Below are 19,844 nucleotides of genomic sequence, written 5' to 3' on the forward strand. Positions count from 1 at the left end.
CAGCCTCTGCGGGTTCCTACCGATAAAGCCCTCCGCTTCATCGTTAAGCGTGCGTTATCTGCACGCGCCGTCAGAGGCCGGTATCGGGCTTATCGGTCGCAGGAAGCGAATCCGAATCACCGTTGCGGGGGCAGCGTTGGTTTTGTCAGGGATCGCGGCAGCCTGTGAACTGCTGACGCGTGACGCACCACTCTTCCCGTTTAACCGCAGCACCAGATCGTGGACCTGATTCTGCAGCACCTGTAACAGCGCCGCGGAGACTAAGGGTGGAGGCCACCTCAGTCAATAGTTTGTGAGCGTTTTGACCCCCAAAATCCAAGTTTTTACACCTGTTCGGACAATTCCGCTCACTGACATTTGCCGGACTGGAGAAAATTTTCGCCTGCTTCTAAACTTTTGTCTGATTATGCTGGCTCAGGCCAGTTCAGGAGCCGCCGCCACAGCAGACAGGGACGCCCAATGACCAACCCCACTACACCCGACCGCCGCCACACCCCCAGACTGCCCATGCGGGGAGACGCCAGTCTGATGACCACCCGCAACAAGTGGCCGGCGCATGTGCTGGACGTGTCACTCAATGGCGCACTGGTGGCCCTGATTGAACCCTACCAGCTGGATAACCACGAAGAGGCCATCCTCACCCTGGATCTGCCCGGCGGCGAGCGCATCAAGTTGCAGGGCCGGGTGGTACACCAGAAAGAGCACTACATAGGCTTGGAGTGCTCACCGGTCTCCATCGAATACCACGCCCGCCTGAAACAACTGCTCAGCGAGCTGGACTCCGCCCGCCAGGACGATCGCAGCCTGCAGCAGATGCTGTCGGAAATGGACGACTGAGCGGCACGTCGCAAACGCCCGCTGCTACAGGAAGCCCGTCAGAGTATCTGCAACAGCAGCGCCGCACAGAGCGCCAGCCCAAACACGTAGGTGCCCAGTGAGCCGATGAATCGCAGCGGGTTGGGTTTGCGCATGGTTTTCGGCAGCACCAGACCCAGCGCCGCCAGATAGCGACAGAAAGTCACCAGCACCATGCACCAGACCACCCAGCCCGCCACCGGCATCTGCCCCAGCACATAGATCAGTACCATCAGCACCGGGACATACTCGGTGGAGTTACCGTGAGCCCGCACCCATTGATAGAGACTGTTGTCCGGGTCCTCGCTGTAGCCATAGACCCGGCGCTCCCGGGCCCGCGCCATACTGACACCGAAGCCCAAAGCAATTGTCAAAGTTCCCAATAGCGCCACGCAAACCAGTGAGACCGGCATGTGTGTTCCTCCCTGCCTGATAGTTGAACCTGATAGTTAAACCTGCCAGTTAAACTCGTCTTGTCCGGAGAGTGCCTCCGGCTGCCGTCTCCAATTACAGCAGAGAGTCCGCGTAACTGCCCAATTCTCCAAGAATTCGTTCCTGCTCCGTTGTCAGCGACCGCTCGCCGCGAATCACCGCAATGCGCTGATGCACTTCGTCCAGCGTGATACCGGCCCCGGCCGCCGGGTTGGTCAGCCAATCGCGACGCCAGTGCTCCCACTCCTCCTGTTCTGCCGCCGACAGGGTCTGGGGAAAATAGCGGGCGCGGTAGCGCAACAGCATGGTATTGAGACGGGCATCCTCAAACACCAGGTTTTCCGCCGGCCAGCGGCCGCCACTGGCACGGCGTACCCTGGCACAGAGGCGCTTGTCGGCATCCCCCAAAAAGCCGTCGTAGAGCTGCTGTTCCGGATCCGGCGACGGCGCAAAGGCCGATCCCTGATACACCTGCTGCAGTTTGGCCTTGAGATCCACCTGACACAGACGCTGCCAGTGGCGCTCGCAAAGATCCTTGTTAATGTGCAGGCGTTGAGCCGCCGCATCGTCCAGTAACTTCACCGTAGTCAGCACCGGGCATTTATTCAGGTGCACCAACTTCAGTGGCAACCGCGCCTCGCCCTCGGCCAGGTCTTCCGTACGAGTGTAGAGTTTCTCCCGGATCTGCTCGGCAGAGAGGTCGATCAGCGGCTGCGGGTCCACCGACAGGTTACAGACGATAACCGCATTCTTGTTCACCGGATGCATGGCCAGCGGCGCCACGATAGCGGCACAGCCATTTTCCGCAGGGAACATGGAGGAGATGTGCAGCAGCGGTTTGCGGTTTACCAGATCAATCAGCGCCAGCACCTTCTGCTTGCTACGCAACTGATAGATGTGATCGTAGAGTGCCGGTTGCTTATCCTTGATCAACTTGGCCACGGCAATGGTAGCGTAGACATCGGACAGCGCATCGTGGGCCTGCTCATGGCCCAGACCATTGGCGACAGTGAGGTGCTCCAGCTTGAAACTGGGGCGGCCGTCATCGTGATTGGGCCACTCGATCCCCTCCGGGCGCAGGGCTCGGGTGAGGCGCACCATGTCGATGATGTCCCAGCGTGAGTTGCCGTTGCGCCACTCGCGCTCATAGGGATCATAGAAGTTGCGGTAGAGGGTGTAGCGGGTCACTTCGTCATCGAAGCGCAGGGTGTTGTAACCCACCCCGCAGGTTCCCGGCACGGAGAGCTCGGCATGAATGGCGGCGATAAACTCCGGCTCCGGCACGCCTTCCGCCAGTGCTTTCTGGGGAGTAATACCGGTGATCAGGCAGGCGTCGGGTTTTGGCAGGACGTCATTGGTGGGGCGGCAGTACTGCACCAGCGGCGCACCAATCACATTCAGGTTTTCGTCCGTGCGGATCCCGGCAAACTGCGACGGGCGATCACAGGCGGGGACTTCCCCCCAGGTTTCATAATCGTGCCAGTAGAGCGTATTCACCTAACCATCCCTTGTGCGTTTTAATCCCGAGTGTACCACGCCGGTCAACACCCCCTGTGGCAGGCTTCCCGGATTGGCTAGGCAGCTACCAGCAGGCGTCTGCGCAGCCACTGATAACCCACCAGCGCCGCCAGTACATTGGCGGTAGCAGTGGCGGCAAACAGGCCGTACACCCCCCATAACCACTGCCCGAGCAGGGCCAATGGCAGATACAGCACCAGTACCCGCAACAGTGACACCGCCATGGCCGGCAGCGGCATACCCAGGCCGTTAAAACTGGCGTTAACGCACATCACCAGGCCGTAACAGCCATAACTGATGGGCACCAGCAGCAGGTAGCGGCTGGCGATAGCGACCACCTCAGCCGAATCGCTGAACCAGCCCGCCAGTGTCTGTCCGAGCAGCCCCAGCAGCAGCGCCAGCAGCAAACCGGAGAGCAGGCAAAAACGGCTGACCGCCGCCAGCGCCTGACGCTGCCGGTGCCTGTGTGTTTCGGTCATATTCTGGCCCAGGAACGGACCGATGACGCTGGAGAGGGCATAGAACATGATCAGCACCACCGGTTCGATACGCACCGCCACCCCGTAACCGGCGACGGCATCGACCCCGTGGCTGGCCACCAGCGCCACAGTGATGCCACTGGCAGCGGGAATAATCATATTGGTGCCCATGGCCGGCAGGCCGATGTGCAGTACCTGCCTCCAGGAATCGGGGCAACTGGACAACCTTGGCAGGCTCAGCATGTGCAAGCGGCGGGCAACGTACCAGAGGGCCGCCAGCAGGAATACCCAGCGGGTCAGTACCGTGGCCCAGGCGGCACCGGCAATCCCCAGTGCCGGCAGTGGCCCCAAACCAAAAATCAGCAACGGGTCCAGTAAGGCATTGCAGATCGCTGACGCCAGCATCAAACCACCGGCCACCGAGGCATGACCACTGGCCCGCAATACCGCCGACAACGCCATGGGCATAACAATACCCGGCACCGAGAGATACCAGACGCCCATGTACTGGCGAATCAGTGGCAACAGGCCGCTGTCGGCACCCAGCAGGCGGAAGACCGGATCCATGGCCAGCCAGCCAATGGCCATTACCACCAGCGCCAGCAGAGCACTGAGCAGCAGGGTATCCGTTGCCACCCGGTGGGCATCATCGTCGCAGCCCCGTCCCAACAGGCGGGCAATCACCGAGGAGGTGCCGGCGCCGAGGCCGATCCCCAGGCTGGTGACCACCATCACCACCGGAAAGGTAAAGCTCATGGCCGCCAGCGGGTCACTGCCCAGCTGGGCGACGAAAAAGGTGTCTACGGCATTAAAGGACATGGTGGCCAGCAGCCCCCACACCATCGGCAACGACATGCGGTAGAGCTGCAGACCGACTTCACCTTCTGTGAACGAGACTGCCTGTCTGGCCATCGATGTTTCCCTGGTCCCTGCTGTTGGTTAACCGCGACCGGCGCGGGTGCGCCATTAAACCACAGAGGCCGGCAGCGATTCACCCGCAGGGACCCGGGCACCACTACGGCCGCCGCTCCTGTTTTACTCTTGCCGTCATCAGGACGCTGGCTGCGACAACATGTCGCAGCCACAGACCACTGCCAGCGCTGGAGTCGCCCCACACTGTCGCCTATTATTGCGCCATGAATCTGGCCACCCTCACCTCCGCCGCCCCCGAGCAAAACCTGCAACGACTACTGACCATTCGTGGCCTGCTGTTGCTGATTCTCTGCGTCTCTTTCGCGGTCTGCTACTGGTGGCTGCAACTGGCCCTGCCCTACCGCTCCCTGCTGTGGCTGTTCTCTGGCATGACCCTGATCAACCTGGTGGCCCTGCTGCAACTGCGGATTCACGGCCGCGCCTCGCAGCTGGCGTTTTTCACCCAGCTGTTGATCGATGTGGTTGCCATTACCCTGCTGCTCTACTTTACCGGCGGCGCCAGCAACCCGTTTGTCTCGTATTACCTGGTCCCGCTCTGCATTGCCGCCGCCACCCTGCCGGGCCTGCTCACCTGGCCGCTGGTAATCGCCGCCCTGTGTCTCTACAGCAGTCTCTTTTTTGTCTACATCCCGCTGCCGGAAGTGGCCCCCATGGCTGCCGATGCCCACCAGCATCACCACCAGGGCGCCGCCACGGTGAACCTGCACACCCTCGGCATGTGGATCAATTTCCTGGTCAGCGCCGGGCTGATTACCCTGTTTGTCGGGCGTATGGCCGCCTCCCTGCGGCAGCAGGATGAAGCCTTGGCCCGGCTGCGGGAAGAGCAGCTGCGGGACCAGCAACTGATGGCACTGGCAACCCTGGCCGCCGGCACAGCCCACGAGCTGGGCTCGCCACTCACCACCATGCGCACGCTGCTGGCGGAGCTGCTGCAGGATTGCCGCGAACAGCAACTTGACCCCTCCAGCCTGCAGCAGGACCTGGAGTTACTGCAGCGCCAGGCCAACCACTGCTCCCAAAGCCTGCAGCAGCTGGGGCGTGAGGCGGGCCAGCTGCGTGACGGCGTGACACCGCAGGTATCCCTGCGGCAGCTGTGCCGCAAAACGCTGGACCACTGGCTACTGCTGCGGCCGGAAGTGGAAGCCCAGATCCGCATTGGTGAGGGCTGCGACGAGGTAGAGGTGAACTGGCCAGTCACTGTGACACAGGCCATCACCAACCTGCTTAACAACGCGGCCGACGCCAATTCCAAAGGCATCGAAATTGATGTCCGCTGGGACCAGCGGCAATTTCTGCTGTCACTTCATGATCAGGGCGCCGGCGTTCCTGACGACATCGCCCGCCAGCTGGCACAGCCGTTTGTCTCCCACAAGGGCGAGGGCCGGGGCCTGGGGCTGTTCCTTACCAACGCCGTGATCACCCGTTTTGGCGGCGAGTTGAGCCTGCATCCCCACCCCGCCGGCGGCACGCTTACCGAGCTGAAACTGCCACTGAAGGCGGCAACCACGACCCGGGCAGCAACGGAGGCCAGACATGAATGAACCGGTATTGCTGCTGGTGGATGACGACGATGTACTCACCCAGGTACTGGCCCGCGCCTTCCGCCGCCGCGGCTACCTGGTGCTGGAAGCGCACAGTGCCGCCACTGCGCTGGCGCAGCTGGAGCAACCCGTCGACTACTGTTTGCTGGACCTGAAAATTGCCGATGAATCCGGCCTCAACCTGATCCCGCAGATCAAACAGAAGCAGCCGCAGCTCAATATCGTCATGCTCACCGGCTACTCCAGCATCAGTACTGCAGTGGAAGCGATCAAGCTCGGCGCCAACAACTACCTGTGTAAACCGGCAGACGCCGACGAGATCGAGCAGGCCTTTCACAATACCCACGCCAATCCCGATGCTGAGATCATCGCCCAGCCACCTTCGGTCAACCGCCTCGAATGGGAACATATCCAAAAGGTGCTGGCTGATTACGACGGCAATATCTCCGCCACCGCACGGGCCCTGGGCATGCACCGCCGCACCCTGCAGCGCAAACTGCAGAAAAAGCCCACCCGGCAATAATCGCCGCCAACGCATTCAGCCCCGCGCCAATCCGCGCTAGTATAGGGACAGCTCCCCACCGCCTCGCCTTCTGCATCAGGAGATCTCATGCCGGAGACCGCAAGTCTTGACCGCTTCCTGCAACACCACCGCCTGCCGGAGAGCTACGCCGGCATCATCCACCAGTATGTTGCACCCATCGCCGCCGCTATCAGCGCCCGCCAGCACCAACTGGGGCGCCCGCTGATCGTTGGGGTCAATGGCAGCCAGGGATCCGGCAAGACAACCCTCTCCGATGCGCTGGTGATGTTGCTGCAGGAGACTCACCAGTGCCGCAGCGTGGCGATTTCCATTGACGACTTCTACCTCACCAAGGCGGAACGCCAGACCCTCGCCCGCGACGTGCACCCCTTGCTCGCCACCCGTGGCGTACCCGGCACCCACGATACCGGGCTGGCCCGCGACACCATCCACCAGCTCACCCAAGGCTCAGCCACCGTCGCGGTGCCGCGTTTCGATAAAGCGGTGGATGATCGTGCGCCAGCCAGCGTCTGGGATAACCAGCAAGCGCCACTGGATGTGGTAATCCTGGAAGGCTGGTGCGTCGGCGCACTGCCCCAGAGCGAAGATGAGTTGGTACAGCCGGTAAACACCCTGGAAGCCGATGAAGACGCGGACGGCCACTGGCGCCAATACGTCAATGCCTGCCTGCAGAACGATTACACTGCCCTGTGGCAACTGTTTGACCTGCAGGTGATGCTGAAGGCGCCCTCCTTTGATTGCGTCTATCGCTGGCGCAAGGAGCAGGAAGACAAGCTGCGGGAAAAAGTGGGCGGCAACGCCAGTGGCATCATGTCGGACGCAGAGATCGCCCGCTTTATCCAGCACTACCAGCGCATTACCGAACACAACCTGCAGCAACTTCCAGGCAAGGTACAATTTCTGCTGGAGCTGGATGAGCAGCGACAGATCACCGGCTTTTCACGCCCCACCAGCCTGTAACCCTGTGCGCCGCAGCGCTCCTGCAATGACCCTCGCTCCCGCCAATGACGGTCATTCCCGCCAATGACCGTCATTCCCGCGCAGGCGGGAATCTGGCTCCCGCACCCTGGACTCCCGCCTGCGCGGGAGTGACGATGGGTGGAAGAATTTAAACCCGGCCGCGATACAACAAAAAAAAGCCCCCGGAAACGGGGGCTTTTCTGTTTCAACGGCGGAGCAGTCAGCTTAGAAGCTGGCGCCAACCCACAGCCAGATTTTGTCGGTATCAACCGCATAATCGTCTGCAGAGTAAGCCGCGTACTTGATGCCGGCGTTGTAGTTCTTGCCGAACTTCATGCCGTAAACCACATCCACTTCAGAGCCAAGATCGTCAACGGTGGCGGAAGCCTCATTAGCCGTAAACTCGTGGTAAATCACAGTCAGGGCACCGGGGCCGATCTTGCCGCCCACAGAGACGTACAGATCTTCCAGACCCTCTTTCGGGGTACCCAGGAAGATATCCGCCCAGCCGTTAAAGGCGTGGCCGGTAGCCAGTGGAGTGGAGAAGCCGTAGTCACCGTCGTCGGAACCCAGCACCTCATAACCCAGCTTGGCGGTGATACCACTGATCACCACTCCACCCACAACGGTGTAGTAGTCCGCATCGAAGTCAGTGGCTCCACCACCGGTTTCCTGGGTCGCGTACTCCAGCTCATAGACAAAGTTGACGCCGTCACCGCTGGTGCCACCCGCGAAACGCACGCCATAGGTATCCAGCTCGGCACCGGTGTCATAGGTTTCCAGCAGGTAGGAGTAGCCGCTCAGGGTACCCAGCGAAGTTTTGAACGACGCATTCAGCAGGTGATCCTCGGAATTGATATCGCCATCTTCCGCCAGGATACGATTGCGCTGGTCCAGGTAGGAGTAAGTGATGCTCAGGCTGTCAGTCGGCGCCACGGTGAAGGTCGCAGCATCGAAGGTCTGACGGTCCTGGCGCCAACCCACATGACCAATGAAACGCTGGTTGTCAAAAGTCAGTACCTGACGACCCAGCTTGGTGGTGAACATGCCGGCCTTGTACTGCAGGAAAGCCTGGTCAACTTCGGTAGTTTCAGGGTCAGCAATCACCGAGTACTCTTTCACTGGCGCTGTTGGATAGGCTTCATACTCATCCATGCCAGCCACAACCCGGCTGTCTTCGAATTCCAGGGTCGCAGAGAAGCCGGCGATGGTATCAGTCACATAACCCAGGCGAGAGCGCAGCGTCAGGGCCTCGGCATCTTCCAGTGCATTGTCCTGTTCTACTGATTCGTAACGCAGGCGGAAATCACCGTACGCCTTACCCCCGGTCAGCGCTTCGGTAATCGAGTCTGCCGCCATCGCCTGCATGGATCCACAAGCCAGGGCAACAGCAACGGTCAGCGCGCTGTAGTTAAAATGTTTCATGGTCTTCTCCTAAAGGATTGCTGGGATTGTTGGTTGGCGGGCTGCCTCAGGCAGCCTCAGTATTTTTTTTGTCTTTGTTCTTCGCCTTGCGACTGATGGGCTCAACCTTTCTCTGTTTCTCGTAGAGAAACTTGAGCACTTCAGAACGCAGGTGCGTGTATTCCGGATCTTCCGCCAGCGTCAGCCGATCCCGCGGACGCTCCAGATTGACCTCAAGAATCTCCCCAACAGTTGCAGCTGGACCATTGGTCATCATGACAATGCGATCAGAGAGCAGTACCGCCTCGTCCACATCGTGGGTAATCATGATGACGGTGTTGTTCAGCTCCGCCTGAATTTCCATTAAGGAATCCTGCATATGGGCTCGCGTCAGTGCATCCAGGGCACCAAACGGTTCGTCCATCAACAGTACTTCTGGCTGCATGGCCAGCGCCCGGGCAATGCCCACACGCTGTTTCATACCACCGGAAATTTCGTCCGGACGCTTGTGCATGGCGTGATCCATATGCACAAGCTCCAGGTTGTGTTCAATCCACGCCTTTTTTTCAGCTTTGGATTTGCTCTTGCCAAATACCTGGTTTACCGCCAGCTCGACATTCTCATAGGCAGTCAGCCAGGGCAGCAGCGAGTGGTTCTGAAACACCACTGCGCGCTCGGGGCCAGGTTCGTTAACCTCCTTACCGTTCAGCACCACACCGCCGGTGGATGCCTGGTAGAGGCCAGCCACTACGTTCAGCACGGTGGACTTACCGCAACCGGAGTGACCGATGAGGGAGACAAACTCGCCTTTCTGAATTTTCAGGTCGACATCCTTGAGGGCCGTAAACTCTCCCTTCGGGGTCGGGAACACCATGTCGATATGGCTGATATCAAGAAATGGATTCATGGGGTTTACCTCCTTTGATCAACGGTCAGCGCTGGATTTGTCCCAGGAGACAAATCGCTGGATTTGCAACATGCCACGGTCGAGCAGGAAACCGATAAATCCGATCACCAACACAGCCGCCATAATGCGTGCCAATGAATCCGAACTGCCGTTCTGGAACTCATCCCACACGAATTTTCCAAGGCCTGGATTCTGCGCCAGCATTTCAGCCGCAATCAGCACCATCCACGCAACACCCAGCGACAGGCGCATACCGGTGAAGATCATGGGAATGGATGCCGGCAACACAATCTTGCGCACATGAGTCAGGGCGGGCAAACGCAGCACTTTACTGACGTTCACCAGGTCACTGTCGATAGATGCCACGCCGACAGAGGTATTGATCACCATGGGCCACAAGCAGCACAGGGTTACGGTGATCATGGAATTTAAAAATGACTTGGCGACCATTGGATCGGGTGATACGTACAGAGCACTTACCACCATGGTCACCAACGGCAGCCAAGCCAAAGGGGAGACCGGTTTAAAAATCTGCACAATGGGATTCACCGCCGCATTCAGCGTTTTGCTGAGTCCCACGGCGATTCCCAAAGGTACTGCAATGGCAACGGCCAGCAGGAAGCCACTCATCACCGTAATCAAGCTGGTAACGATCTGGTCAAGAAATGTTTCCTTGCCGGTGTAAGCTCGGATTTTTGGCTCGTAGCCAGGATCCTTCGCCACCCGCTCCGCGTTGCGTTGCTCCTGACGCTCATAAAAGTCGGCTGCTTTCTGCCGCTCCGTTACATGCTCGTCATAGAGCGTTCCGAACTGCTCCCAGACCGCTGCCGGCCCGGGAAACTTGCCCAGTGAAGTATCGATATTTTGTGCGGCAGCAGACCACAGCAACATGAAAACCAGAACCCCTATCGCGGGCACAACGACCCAGCGGGTGAAGTCACTGATTATCTTTTTGACATTAGCGGAAAGCATCCCGGTGTCACTGATCTTTCCGATGAACGAAGTCGTGGTTGTCATGATCTGATACCTGTCTTTACTTCTGGATTAGAGTCGGCGGTTAAAGCTTGTCGCCGGCCTTCAGGCCAATCGAAAACTTGTTGATGTAATCGTTTGGTTTGGTGCCGTCGTAGACGATGTCGTCGATAAAGTGTGTCTGCGGCTCACGGAAACCATCTTCATCGGCAGCCGGGAAGTCAGACGCTTTTGCCAGGCCATCCGCCACAAGGGACTGAGCAGCAGCCATATAGAGATCCGGACGGTAAACCTGGGCAGCAAGATCCTTGTACCACTGGTCTGACTTGTCTTCCGGAATCTGGCCCCAGCGACGCATTTGTGTCAGGTACCAGATGGCATCGGAGTAGTAGGGATAGGTGGCGAAGTAACGGAAGAACACGTTGAAGTCCGGCACGGCGCGCTTGTCACCCTTCTCATACTCGAAGGTGCCGGTCATGGAGTTGGCGATTACATCGTAATCCGCACCCACGTAGTTGGGCTGGGAGAGAATCTTCACAGCCGCCGGACGGTTGGCGTTGTTATTTTCATCCAGCCACTTGGCGGCACGAATCAGCGCACGAGTCAGGCGAATGGTGGTGTTGGGGTATTTCTCGGCAAACTCGGCGGTAATACCGAATACTTTTTCCGGGTTGTTTTTCCAGATCTCGTAGTCAGTCACAACCGGTACACCGATACCCTTGAATACTGCCTGCTGGTTCCAGGGCTCACCCACACAGTAACCGTAGATGGTGCCGGCTTCGAGCGTGGCAGGCATTTGTGGTGGCGGAGTCACAGAGAGCAGTGCATCGGCATCAATCTGACCGGAGGTGTCACCCTTGTGCGGGGCGTAGTAGCCGGGATGAATGCCACCGGCAGCGAGCCAGTAACGCAGTTCGTAGTTATGGGTGGATACAGGGAAAACCATACCCATATTGAAAGGCTTGCCCTCTGCCTTGTACTTCTCAACAACCGGCTTCAGGGCGTCGGCCTTGATCGGGTGCACCGGGCGGCCATCATCCATTTTGGGAATGTTGGGCTTCATCTGGTCCCAGATCTCGTTGGAAACTGTAATGCCGTTACCGTTAAGGTCCATGGAGAAAGGCGTGATGATGTGAGCCTTGGTGCCGAAGCCCATGGTGGCGGCAATGGGCTGGCCTGCCAGCATGTGCGCGCCGTCCAGACGACCGTCGATAACGCCGTCCAGCAGCACTTTCCAGTTTGCCTGCGCTTCAATGGTGACGTAGAGACCTTCGTCTTCGAAATAGCCCTGCTCATAGGCCACCGCAATGGGTGCCATATCTGTGAGCTTGATAAAGCCGAATTTCAGTTCTTCTTTTTCCGGGTAGCCCAGTTCTGCGTGGGCGGCAGCGGTGCCAAGGCCAGCACCGACGACGGTTGCCATCAGGGCGTGCTTGAAAGGTCTCAGCCATTTCATAGGTGTTTCCTCGTTATGGTTTCCAGTTATTTCTCTGTCGCGTGGACAGGACTTTCTTCCCCGAGGAAAAGACCAGTAGAACCCAATCACCCCAAGTGAATGCATCCTCGCCTGTTCCTCTCCTGTTATCTCTGCCGTCTTTGGTTAGCGCTTTCAGAGTACGCGTCGCAGCAGTTGGCTCTGAACAATGCAGCGAGTGTGCCAAGACTTAACAGAAGGCAAATAATCGAGTTTTCCGTGCCGTTTCGGCCGTAAATGCTCATTACAGGTGCACACTTGCACCAACTGAATCCACTTTTCTCTGAAATTTTGGCCTGACCAAATTTAATGACGAAAAAAACCATGGCCAAGTCAGTGCATGGCGCACCAATAAAATGCCAAATTAGCCAGAACCGCTTGTTGCCGATGTTTTTTTAATCAGCCCGTGCGCCGACCGGAAGTAAGTAGAAAATGGCTCTTGTGGGCGCAAAATCCAAAGCCCCGAAATAGGGCAAAACGCAGAGACGCCGAATTTCAGGCCTTGAGACAGAAGTGCAGAGAACAGGAAAGAAGAGTGGAAACAGAGTGAATAAAGCTGCAAAGAGGCGAGCTGGCCAGGAAGCGAAACCCTGCCTGTAGATAAAAGCACCGTGAAACGGACAGCGGAAGCTCAACTGCCGACGAAGGGAGTCGCTCCGAAAAATGCAACCGCGAGAAGCGAAGAAAATACTACTGCCAAAGCTGCTCTTTAATCAGGCGATCAAACTGCTCCAGCAGGCTGTCGAGCGCATCAGTGGCCACCTCGAAAAAGTCGGTGGGAGAGATATCCGGTTCTGTCACCATCAGGTGCTCATTAACACAGGTGATCAGACGATTGATCCTGCCCAGCTGCTCCTTGTCGCAACCGATCTCGGACCAGAGCCGTCGCGTGTTGGTCTGGATTTTTTCGCAGAGAAAACCGAGGCGGATGCGCGCCACATTATCGCAGCTGCCCGCCGCAGCCACACCGGTACCGATGGCACGGGCCTGACCGATAAATTCCGCCGCCGCCAACAACTCACGCCAATAGAGATGCAAAGGCTTATTGGCGGCGTTCTTCAGGTAGAGCAGCTCGCACTCCTGCGCCAGGTCATCAATCAGGTAGAGAATGTTCTTTATAAGGTGATTGTGCTGGGTGAGGTTATTCTCCGGCTCGGCGTGACGGTAGTTGCCAGCCAATCGTGCCCAGTGCTGGGTAATTCCCTGCCAACGGGAGTTCTCCTCGATACTGAGATCCACCGCAGCTATTGCTGCCAGGTCCCGGCTGACGCTGTTTTGCAGCCCCTCAATTTCGGCAACCATCCCAGGCTCGCTGCCACTCAACAGACCGGTGGTCAAACCACGATGCTTCTGGATATGGCTGAGCAACACCCTAAGGCTCGCCAGCCACTGCAATCCCCTGGCCTGGCGCTGCAGGCGCGTCCGGCGCCGCTCAACCAGCAGTCCCGCGGTTACCGCCAACAGCACCACAACAAATGCCAACGCGAGCATCAATGCGCTATTAACATCAGGCATACGGACAGTCTCCCTGCGCCATCAACGTGCCAACAACCGACGACGGCTGCACACAGCAACCAAAGCCCCCGAACCACCACCACGCCCACTCCGGCGCAAGCAGTCCATCACCCAAAGATCATACCATGCGGCACTGTCCGCTGAAGCGCCAGCACAAGCCCGCAGAACCACCCTTAATATGCCTGCTTTTCAGAACGCCAGCACCCCGTTTGCTATCTCAAGCACCCTTCCGCACACAGTAGCACCAACTTCAGGCGCCTTTGCACCGTAAATGCACGCTGCGCGCAAGTCATTATTGGCAAGCAAATTGCTCTGAGTCCGGAAGCCCTCTGGAAGCGACCATTTTTGCACCACAGAGGATCACTCATTGGAAGTTAAACCTGACAAGGCAGACGGCCTTAACAGATGTACCTAAGGAGAAGTCATTTATGCTGCACGCGATCTATCGCTCCACCATTCAGGCAACCATGCTGTGCCTTACCATGGCAACTGTGTTCGGTTACAGCACCGGTGCCCACGCTGCCATTACCACCATGGGTGAAGCCATCAACATCGCCGGCCGACAACGGATGTTGTCGCAGCGCATCGCCCAGTCCTACTTCCTTATTGGGTTGAATCCTGAGTCCGAGCGCGGCGCTACCCAGCTGCAGCGCTCGGTCAATGAGTTTGAAAATAACCTGCAGGACCTGAAAAGCTATGCCCCGGCACAGAGCCTGTCCCGGGAGATTGCCGACGTGGAATCCGCCTGGAAAAGTTACCGCGCCCTGGCCACCGGCCCCATCACCAAAGCCAACGGTGAGCTGTTACTGGCGGAGAGCAATGACATCCTCGCCAAGGCCCACAACTATGTAATGCAACTGGAGAAGGTATCCGGCACCCAGAAAGCAGAGATCATCAATATATCCGGCCGCCAGCGCATGTTGTCACAGCGCATCGCCAAGAACTTTCTTGCCGCGCACTGGCACGTGGGCAACCGCGATGTGCAGGAGCTGCTGTTTGAAGACCTGGCCGAGTACGAAAACGTCCTCTCCTATCTGAGCGAAAGCGGCGTTAACACCACCGAGATCGACACCCAGCTGGTCAAGGTAAAAGGGCAATTCAATTACGCCATGCGCGGTTTCGAAGGGGCCATGAGCCTCTCCGGGGCCCGCCTTATCCACGTGGTAACCGGTACCACCGACGCCATGCTGCGCAGCATGAATATCGTTACCGGGCTCTACGCCGAATTGCTGATCGACTAACCTCGCGCAACCTGCGACGCCGGCAGACCCGGTGTCGCAATCCCTCTCGCGCCCCACCCTCACCAGGCTTCAGCGCCAATCCAGCTCCAGCGCCATCAGTATCGCATCTTCACGCCCCTTGGCCGCCGGGTAGTAGCCGTGTCGCACCCCTACTTCGACAAAACCCAGGGCACTGTAAAGACCTATGGCGCTGTCGTTGGATTCCCGTACCTCCAGGAACATGCGTTCGGCCTGCCCCTGCAGCTGGTCAAGCACCGCTTCCAGCAACAGACGCCCCACGCCCTGCCCCTGCGCCGCCGGATCCACCACAATATCCAGCAACTCTGCTTCACCCACCACCACCGACACCAGCGCAAAGGCGAGCCAACGCTCGCCGTCACGCAGACCGGCACAACGGTAGCGCTGCAGGTTACCCAGCAAGGTGGATTTCGGCATGGGATGGGAGTGAGCCGCCAACTCCAGGGGATAGAGGGCTTCCACCTCGGCCGGACCAACTACAGAAAGGGTTAGCGACCGACCCTGGCGATCCTCGACGGCTTGCGGGGCGCTAAACCAGCTGGACACAGCAAGTTCGCATCAACGCAGGCGGAACGGCTGCAGCGCCTGCCACGCCACCGCCTTCAGGGCGGGAGCCTGCAGCATCTGCGTCAACGACGGCAATACCACGGCACAGGGCCCCAGCCCCGCGGCGGCAACGGCCTTACCTTGCATGGTCTCCAGGGTTTGCTCAGCGCTGGAGCCCGGGGAATCGGCCAGGTAGTGACAGGCTTCGGGGCCCATCAGCAGCAGCTGGGTGACAGGCTGCTCCTCGTGCATGGCTTCCAGCATGGCACGCAGGGCTTCGCGGGCCTCCGCCTCCCCCTGACGGGTGAAGTGGTTTTCCACCATGGGCCAACGCAGGATCTCGGCACGCGGCAGGCCACGCAACTGCAATCCCAGCGCATTGAGCATGTTGAGCAACAGGGCTTCAGTGGGTAGCGCCAGTTCGGCGTGACGGCTGTCCACCACCAGCAGCTGTTCGGTTACCCGCCACAGGCTGAGGGCGAAACGCGGCACCACGACAGCTTCAGGCGCAGGCTTGAGCGCCTCCTCCACGGGTGCCGGTTTCGGGGTGACGATGGTCGCAGGCTGGCCGAGGATATCAGCCACCGATACAGCACCTGCGCCGGTTTTGCCGGCCGCTGCTGCGACTTCACCCTGGCTCCCGGGTACGGGTGCCACAGGCGTAATATCACCACCACTGACTGCTGCCGGCTGCGCTGGCAGCACCGGCTGACACTGACGCATTGCCGGCCCCAGTAACAACTGGCGCCTGGGCATATAACTGTCGATGCCCATGGCTTCCAGGTACTGCATGCGCTGCAATTCGTTCATTGGCCGCCGCTGTCAAAAGAAGACCCCGGAGACACCCGGGGTCAGGAGATTGGATTACACACCATCCCGCTGTGGATGGGCTCTGCTACCGGATTCTAACAGATTGAGGGCATCCAGATAGGCCTTGGCCGACGCCGCGATAATGTCCGTGTCCGCCCCCACGCCGTTAACGATCGAACCGTTGCGGGAGAGACGTACGGTGACATCACCCTGGGCCTCGGTACCTGCAGTAATGGCATTCACCGAATAGAGCGCCAGCTCGGTACCGCTGTCCACCACCGACTCAATCGCCTTGAACGCCGCATCCACCGGGCCACTGCCTTCTGACTCAGCCACTACTGCTTCGCCGCGACGGGTAAAGCTCAGGGTCGCCCTGGGCTTCTGGCCGGTTTTGCAGGAGACTTCGAGGCCCTTAAAGGTGTAGATCTCTTCGCGATGCTCCTGCTCCACGTCGGAGACCAGGGTCTGCAGGTCCTCATCAAAAATCTCGTGCTTCTTGTCCGCCAGATCCTTGAAGCGGGCAAAAGCTTCGTTCAACGCTTCAGGCGTCTCGAAAGTGATTCCCAACTCCTCGAAGCGGGCGCGTACAGCAGCGCGACCGGAGTGCTTGCCCAACACCAGCTTGTTGGCATTCCAGCCCACGTCTTCGGCTTTCATGATCTCGTAGGTCTCGCGGTGCTTGAGCACGCCGTCCTGGTGAATACCGGATTCGTGGGCGAAGGCGTTGGCACCGACGATGGCCTTGTTGGGCTGCACCGGGAAGCCGGTGACAGTGGAGACCAGGCGCGACGTCGGCACGATATGCACAGGATCAATGCCGGTGGTCACAGGATAGAAGTCGTGACGGGTATTGACTGCCATCACGAGCTCTTCCAGCGACGCATTACCGGCCCGCTCACCCAAACCGTTAATGGTACATTCCACCTGGCGCACACCGTTCATCACCGCCGCCAGCGAGTTGGCTACCGCCAGGCCGAGATCGTTGTGACAGTGGGTAGAGAAGATGGCCTTATCGGAGTTCGGCACACTCTCGATAACGCGACGGAACATACCGCCGTACTCTTCCGGAGTGCCATAGCCGACCGTGTCAGGAATGTTAATGGTACGGGCACCGGCATTAATGACCGCTTCAATAATACGGTACATAAACTCGGGCTCACTGCGACTGCCGTCCTCCAGGGAGAACTCCACATCGTCACAGAGATTACGAGCCATCTTGACCGCCGCCACGGCCTGCTCCAGCACTTTCTCCGGCTCCATCTGCAACTTGTACTTCATGTGGATGGGGGAGGTAGCAATAAAGGTGTGAATACGGCCGGAGTTGGCGTTGCGCAACGCTTCACCGGCACGCTCGATATCGGGACGCACAGCGCGGGCGAGACTGGCAACCGTGGAATCCTTGACGGACTCGGCTACCGCTTTCACTGCCTCGAAATCACCGGGACTGGCGATGGCGAAGCCGGCCTCGATCACGTCGACGCGCATTTTTTCCAGCATTCTGGCGATACGCACCTTCTCGTCGCGAGTCATGGACGCACCGGGGCTCTGCTCACCGTCGCGTAAGGTGGTATCAAAAATAATCAATCTGTCCTTGCTCATAATGGCCTCTCAGGCAGCAGCGCTGTCGCTGCCGGCAAATTTAAATAGGGTATTCGGTATTCGGTCGGGGTGGCCGCAGGCGGGCCGGGAGATATCTACACTGCCCGAGGCAGTCGTAGCAGCGCGCACAACAGGCTCACGGCCAGCCCGGAAGGACGGCTCAAAAGCTGGGAATGTTGGCAGAAGGCGCTCATGGTGGTTATCCGGAAATTGGTTTATCCACAGGATCAGTGGGGTTCACTATAGCCAGCCGCCCCACCGCAATCAATACTCATCCTAATTAAAAAGATATAGTAGGATAAAATAACAAATTAAAGGCAAATAAACGCCTTTAAAGAAACAACCATCCTAACCAATAGGGAAATCAGACGATTTTATCTGCGCCGGAACAGCCTGGCCCGCACACTGAAAGCGGCAAACTCGCTGATTCCCGGGGTCCGGACCTCCGGGAATCAGCCCTCTCCGGCAACAGCTGCGCCTCAGCCCAGCTCGTTGGAGACCACGCGATAGTTGGGATCTTCCACCACATTCACCTCGCAGAGATCCCCGGCGCGTTTCAGCAGCTGGCGACACTCCGGGCTCAGGTGACGCAGGTGCAGGGTCTTGCCCAGCGCCTTGTACTTCTCCGCCAGGCCATCCACCGCTTCGATGCCGGAGGCATCGCTGATGCGGGAGCGTTTGAACTCGATTACTACGTGCTCCGGATCACCGGCGGGATCAAACAGCTCCTTGAAGTTGGCGACGGAACCAAAGAACACCGGACCGCGCAGGTCGTACACCTTGTAGCCACGCTCATCAATACTGGTATCCGCCTGAATATGCTGGGCATGTTTCCAGGCAAATACCAGTGCCGAGACAATCACACCCACCAGCACGGCAATGGCCAGGTCGAAGGCCACGGTTACCGCCGAGACCAGCACAATGACAAGCGCGTCGGCAAACGGCACCTTGCGCATGATGCGGAACGAGGACCACTCAAAGGTACCCAGCACCACCATAAACATGATGCCCACCAGCACCCCCAGCGGGATCATTTCAATGTACTCGGCACCAAACAGGATAAAGCCCAGCAGCACCAGGGCGGCCGTGATGCCGGACAGACGACCGCGGCCGCCGGAGTTAATGTTGATCATCGACTGGCCAATCATGGCGCAACCGCCCATACCGCCAAAGAATCCGTTGGTGGTATTGGCGATACCCTGGCCGATACATTCGCGGTTACCGCGACCGCGGGTTTCGGTGAGCTCGTCAATTACGGTCAGGGTCAGCAGGGATTCGATCAGGCCCACTGCCGCAATGATGCTGGCGTAGGGCAGGATAATCAGCAGGGTGTCGAGGGTGAATGGCACCTGCGGCACAGCGAAGGATGGCAACTCGCCTTTCAGGGTCGCAGAGGCCGCCTGCTCCGCCGGCAGCATGTCACGCACATAATCGATCACCGTGCGCGCTTCCATATCGGAGGCCACCACCGCCAGGGTAATGGCGACAATGGCCACCAGGCCTGCGGGAACCGCGTTGGTGATTTTGGGCAGGAAGTGCATGATCAGCATGGTGGCAAAGATCAGTCCGCCCATGGTGTAGAGCATTTCACCCTGCATCCACGCCAGCTCGCCGTCCGCCACTTCGATCTTGAACTGCCCCAGCTGCGCCAGGAAGATCACAATCGCCAGGCCATTCACAAAGCCCAGCATTACCGGGTGCGGCACCATGCGGATAAACTTACCCAGCTTGAAAACCCCCGCGGTAATCTGCAGCAAACCCGCCAACACCACGGTAGCAAACAGATACTGAACACCATGCTGCGCCACCAGCGCCACCATCACCACCGCCGTGGCACCGGTAGCACCGGAGATCATGCCCGGACGACCACCGAAGACACTGGTCAGCAGTCCCATCATAAACGCGGCATAGAGACCTACCATTGGCTCCACCCCGGCCACGAACGCGAAGGCTACAGCCTCGGGAACCAGTGCCAGTGCCACTGTGATACCGGAGAGAACATCATTTTTGATGTTGTATTGATTGGAGGTGATCAGTTTGAACATCGGAATTCCAGGGAAAAACGGGCTTAACAAAGGGGGCGGATACTAGCAGAT

Annotated in this window: 17 protein-coding genes and 1 riboswitch; of the genes, 5 read left to right on the forward strand and 12 right to left on the reverse strand. The window is 58.7% G+C overall.

What is annotated here, in order from left to right; all coding sequences use genetic code 11:
* Nucleotides 1–57: 57 nt before the first annotated feature.
* A riboswitch (cobalamin riboswitch) is annotated at nucleotides 58–244 on the reverse strand.
* A 215-nt stretch (nucleotides 245–459) separates the two neighbouring features.
* Nucleotides 460–837 (forward strand): PilZ domain-containing protein, encoded by a 378-nt coding sequence (locus GSF27_RS07310; protein WP_160967162.1) that lies wholly within the window; start codon nucleotides 460–462, stop codon nucleotides 835–837.
* Between the two features lie 38 nt (nucleotides 838–875).
* Here the strand turns inward: GSF27_RS07310 and GSF27_RS07315 are convergent, their stop codons facing one another.
* The 3 genes from GSF27_RS07315 to GSF27_RS07325 form a co-directional block, all read right to left on the reverse strand.
* Nucleotides 876–1,268: an MAPEG family protein gene (locus GSF27_RS07315; protein ID WP_160967164.1), complete on the reverse strand. Its 393-nt coding sequence runs from the start codon at nucleotides 1,266–1,268 to the stop codon at nucleotides 876–878.
* Nucleotides 1,269–1,362: 94 nt separating this feature from the next.
* A complete protein-coding gene (gene sbcB, locus GSF27_RS07320) occupies nucleotides 1,363–2,784 on the reverse strand; it encodes an exodeoxyribonuclease I (RefSeq protein WP_160967166.1) in 1,422 nt (473 codons plus the stop codon).
* Nucleotides 2,785–2,861: 77 nt separating this feature from the next.
* Nucleotides 2,862–4,196: an MATE family efflux transporter gene (locus tag GSF27_RS07325; protein ID WP_160967168.1), complete on the reverse strand. Its 1,335-nt coding sequence runs from the start codon at nucleotides 4,194–4,196 to the stop codon at nucleotides 2,862–2,864.
* A gap of 224 nt (nucleotides 4,197–4,420) precedes the next feature.
* On the opposite strand from GSF27_RS07325, the gene GSF27_RS07330 reads away from it, so the two are divergent.
* The 3 genes from GSF27_RS07330 (at nucleotide 4,421) to GSF27_RS07340 (ending at nucleotide 7,262) form a co-directional block, all read left to right on the forward strand.
* Nucleotides 4,421–5,758: an ATP-binding protein gene (locus GSF27_RS07330; RefSeq protein WP_160967170.1), complete on the forward strand. Its 1,338-nt coding sequence runs from the start codon at nucleotides 4,421–4,423 to the stop codon at nucleotides 5,756–5,758.
* Nucleotides 5,751–6,281: a response regulator transcription factor gene (locus GSF27_RS07335; protein ID WP_160967173.1), complete on the forward strand. Its 531-nt coding sequence runs from the start codon at nucleotides 5,751–5,753 to the stop codon at nucleotides 6,279–6,281. The genes GSF27_RS07330 and GSF27_RS07335 overlap by 8 nt, the downstream gene beginning before the upstream one ends.
* An 87-nt stretch (nucleotides 6,282–6,368) precedes the next feature.
* Nucleotides 6,369–7,262, forward strand: a complete 894-nt coding sequence (locus GSF27_RS07340; RefSeq protein ID WP_160967175.1) for a hypothetical protein — start codon at nucleotides 6,369–6,371, stop codon at nucleotides 7,260–7,262.
* 225 nt (nucleotides 7,263–7,487) lie between these two features.
* Here GSF27_RS07340 and GSF27_RS07345 read toward each other — a convergent pair whose 3' ends face one another.
* The 5 genes from GSF27_RS07345 to GSF27_RS07365 all read right to left on the reverse strand — a co-directional run bounded on the left by GSF27_RS07345 (nucleotide 7,488) and on the right by GSF27_RS07365 (nucleotide 13,534).
* Nucleotides 7,488–8,687, reverse strand: a complete 1,200-nt coding sequence (locus GSF27_RS07345; protein ID WP_160967178.1) for an alginate export family protein — start codon at nucleotides 8,685–8,687, stop codon at nucleotides 7,488–7,490.
* A 46-nt stretch (nucleotides 8,688–8,733) separates the two neighbouring features.
* The gene (locus GSF27_RS07350; RefSeq protein WP_160967180.1) at nucleotides 8,734–9,573 is read right to left on the reverse strand and encodes an ABC transporter ATP-binding protein; all 840 of its coding nucleotides are present in this window, start codon (nucleotides 9,571–9,573) and stop codon (nucleotides 8,734–8,736) included.
* 18 nt (nucleotides 9,574–9,591) lie between these two features.
* Nucleotides 9,592–10,545 (reverse strand): ABC transporter permease, encoded by a 954-nt coding sequence (locus tag GSF27_RS07355; RefSeq protein WP_160967589.1) that lies wholly within the window; start codon nucleotides 10,543–10,545, stop codon nucleotides 9,592–9,594.
* 85 nt (nucleotides 10,546–10,630) lie between these two features.
* The gene (locus tag GSF27_RS07360) at nucleotides 10,631–11,968 is read right to left on the reverse strand and encodes a CmpA/NrtA family ABC transporter substrate-binding protein (protein ID WP_237457450.1); all 1,338 of its coding nucleotides are present in this window, start codon (nucleotides 11,966–11,968) and stop codon (nucleotides 10,631–10,633) included.
* 741 nt (nucleotides 11,969–12,709) lie between these two features.
* Entirely contained in the window at nucleotides 12,710–13,534 is an 825-nt protein-coding gene (locus GSF27_RS07365) for a hypothetical protein (RefSeq protein WP_160967184.1), read from the reverse strand.
* Between the two features lie 428 nt (nucleotides 13,535–13,962).
* Here GSF27_RS07365 and GSF27_RS07370 point away from each other — a divergent pair, with 428 nt between their 5' ends.
* Nucleotides 13,963–14,775: a type IV pili methyl-accepting chemotaxis transducer N-terminal domain-containing protein gene (locus tag GSF27_RS07370; RefSeq protein WP_237457361.1), complete on the forward strand. Its 813-nt coding sequence runs from the start codon at nucleotides 13,963–13,965 to the stop codon at nucleotides 14,773–14,775.
* A gap of 69 nt (nucleotides 14,776–14,844) precedes the next feature.
* On the opposite strand, the gene rimI is transcribed toward GSF27_RS07370, so the two are convergent.
* The 4 genes from rimI to GSF27_RS07390 all read right to left on the reverse strand — a co-directional run bounded on the left by rimI (nucleotide 14,845) and on the right by GSF27_RS07390 (nucleotide 19,793).
* Nucleotides 14,845–15,339 (reverse strand): ribosomal protein S18-alanine N-acetyltransferase, encoded by a 495-nt coding sequence (gene rimI / locus GSF27_RS07375; protein WP_202410289.1) that lies wholly within the window; start codon nucleotides 15,337–15,339, stop codon nucleotides 14,845–14,847.
* A 12-nt stretch (nucleotides 15,340–15,351) separates the two neighbouring features.
* Nucleotides 15,352–16,149 (reverse strand): hypothetical protein, encoded by a 798-nt coding sequence (locus GSF27_RS07380; protein WP_160967186.1) that lies wholly within the window; start codon nucleotides 16,147–16,149, stop codon nucleotides 15,352–15,354.
* Between the two features lie 54 nt (nucleotides 16,150–16,203).
* Nucleotides 16,204–17,748, reverse strand: a complete 1,545-nt coding sequence (locus GSF27_RS07385; protein WP_160967188.1) for a 2-isopropylmalate synthase — start codon at nucleotides 17,746–17,748, stop codon at nucleotides 16,204–16,206.
* Nucleotides 17,749–18,227: 479 nt separating this feature from the next.
* On the reverse strand, nucleotides 18,228–19,793 hold the full coding sequence (locus GSF27_RS07390; protein ID WP_160967191.1) for a SulP family inorganic anion transporter: 1,566 nt from the start codon (nucleotides 19,791–19,793) through the stop codon (nucleotides 18,228–18,230).
* Between the last annotated feature and the right edge of the window lie 51 nt (nucleotides 19,794–19,844).

It is taken from the genome of Pseudomaricurvus sp. HS19, assembly GCF_009857815.1.
Taxonomy (GTDB): domain Bacteria; phylum Pseudomonadota; class Gammaproteobacteria; order Pseudomonadales; family Cellvibrionaceae; genus Pseudomaricurvus.

Bases quoted from the DNA above. Each gene is read 5' to 3' on its own strand.
- GSF27_RS07365 (WP_160967184.1), bottom strand. From the start codon at position 13,534: ATGCCTGATGTTAATAGCGCATTGATGCTCGCGTTGGCATTTGTTGTG.
- GSF27_RS07385 (WP_160967188.1), bottom strand. From the start codon at position 17,748: ATGAGCAAGGACAGATTGATTATTTTTGATACCACCTTACGCGACGGT.
- GSF27_RS07340 (WP_160967175.1), top strand. From the start codon at position 6,369: ATGCCGGAGACCGCAAGTCTTGACCGCTTCCTGCAACACCACCGCCTG.
- GSF27_RS07390 (WP_160967191.1), bottom strand. From the start codon at position 19,793: ATGTTCAAACTGATCACCTCCAATCAATACAACATCAAAAATGATGTT.
- GSF27_RS07380 (WP_160967186.1), bottom strand. From the start codon at position 16,149: ATGAACGAATTGCAGCGCATGCAGTACCTGGAAGCCATGGGCATCGAC.
- GSF27_RS07335 (WP_160967173.1), top strand. From the start codon at position 5,751: ATGAATGAACCGGTATTGCTGCTGGTGGATGACGACGATGTACTCACC.
- GSF27_RS07355 (WP_160967589.1), bottom strand. From the start codon at position 10,545: ATGCTTTCCGCTAATGTCAAAAAGATAATCAGTGACTTCACCCGCTGG.
- GSF27_RS07325 (WP_160967168.1), bottom strand. From the start codon at position 4,196: ATGGCCAGACAGGCAGTCTCGTTCACAGAAGGTGAAGTCGGTCTGCAG.
- GSF27_RS07310 (WP_160967162.1), top strand. From the start codon at position 460: ATGACCAACCCCACTACACCCGACCGCCGCCACACCCCCAGACTGCCC.
- GSF27_RS07345 (WP_160967178.1), bottom strand. From the start codon at position 8,687: ATGAAACATTTTAACTACAGCGCGCTGACCGTTGCTGTTGCCCTGGCT.
- GSF27_RS07315 (WP_160967164.1), bottom strand. From the start codon at position 1,268: ATGCCGGTCTCACTGGTTTGCGTGGCGCTATTGGGAACTTTGACAATT.
- GSF27_RS07350 (WP_160967180.1), bottom strand. From the start codon at position 9,573: ATGAATCCATTTCTTGATATCAGCCATATCGACATGGTGTTCCCGACC.
- GSF27_RS07360 (WP_237457450.1), bottom strand. From the start codon at position 11,968: ATGGCAACCGTCGTCGGTGCTGGCCTTGGCACCGCTGCCGCCCACGCA.
- GSF27_RS07330 (WP_160967170.1), top strand. From the start codon at position 4,421: ATGAATCTGGCCACCCTCACCTCCGCCGCCCCCGAGCAAAACCTGCAA.
- GSF27_RS07370 (WP_237457361.1), top strand. From the start codon at position 13,963: ATGCTGCACGCGATCTATCGCTCCACCATTCAGGCAACCATGCTGTGC.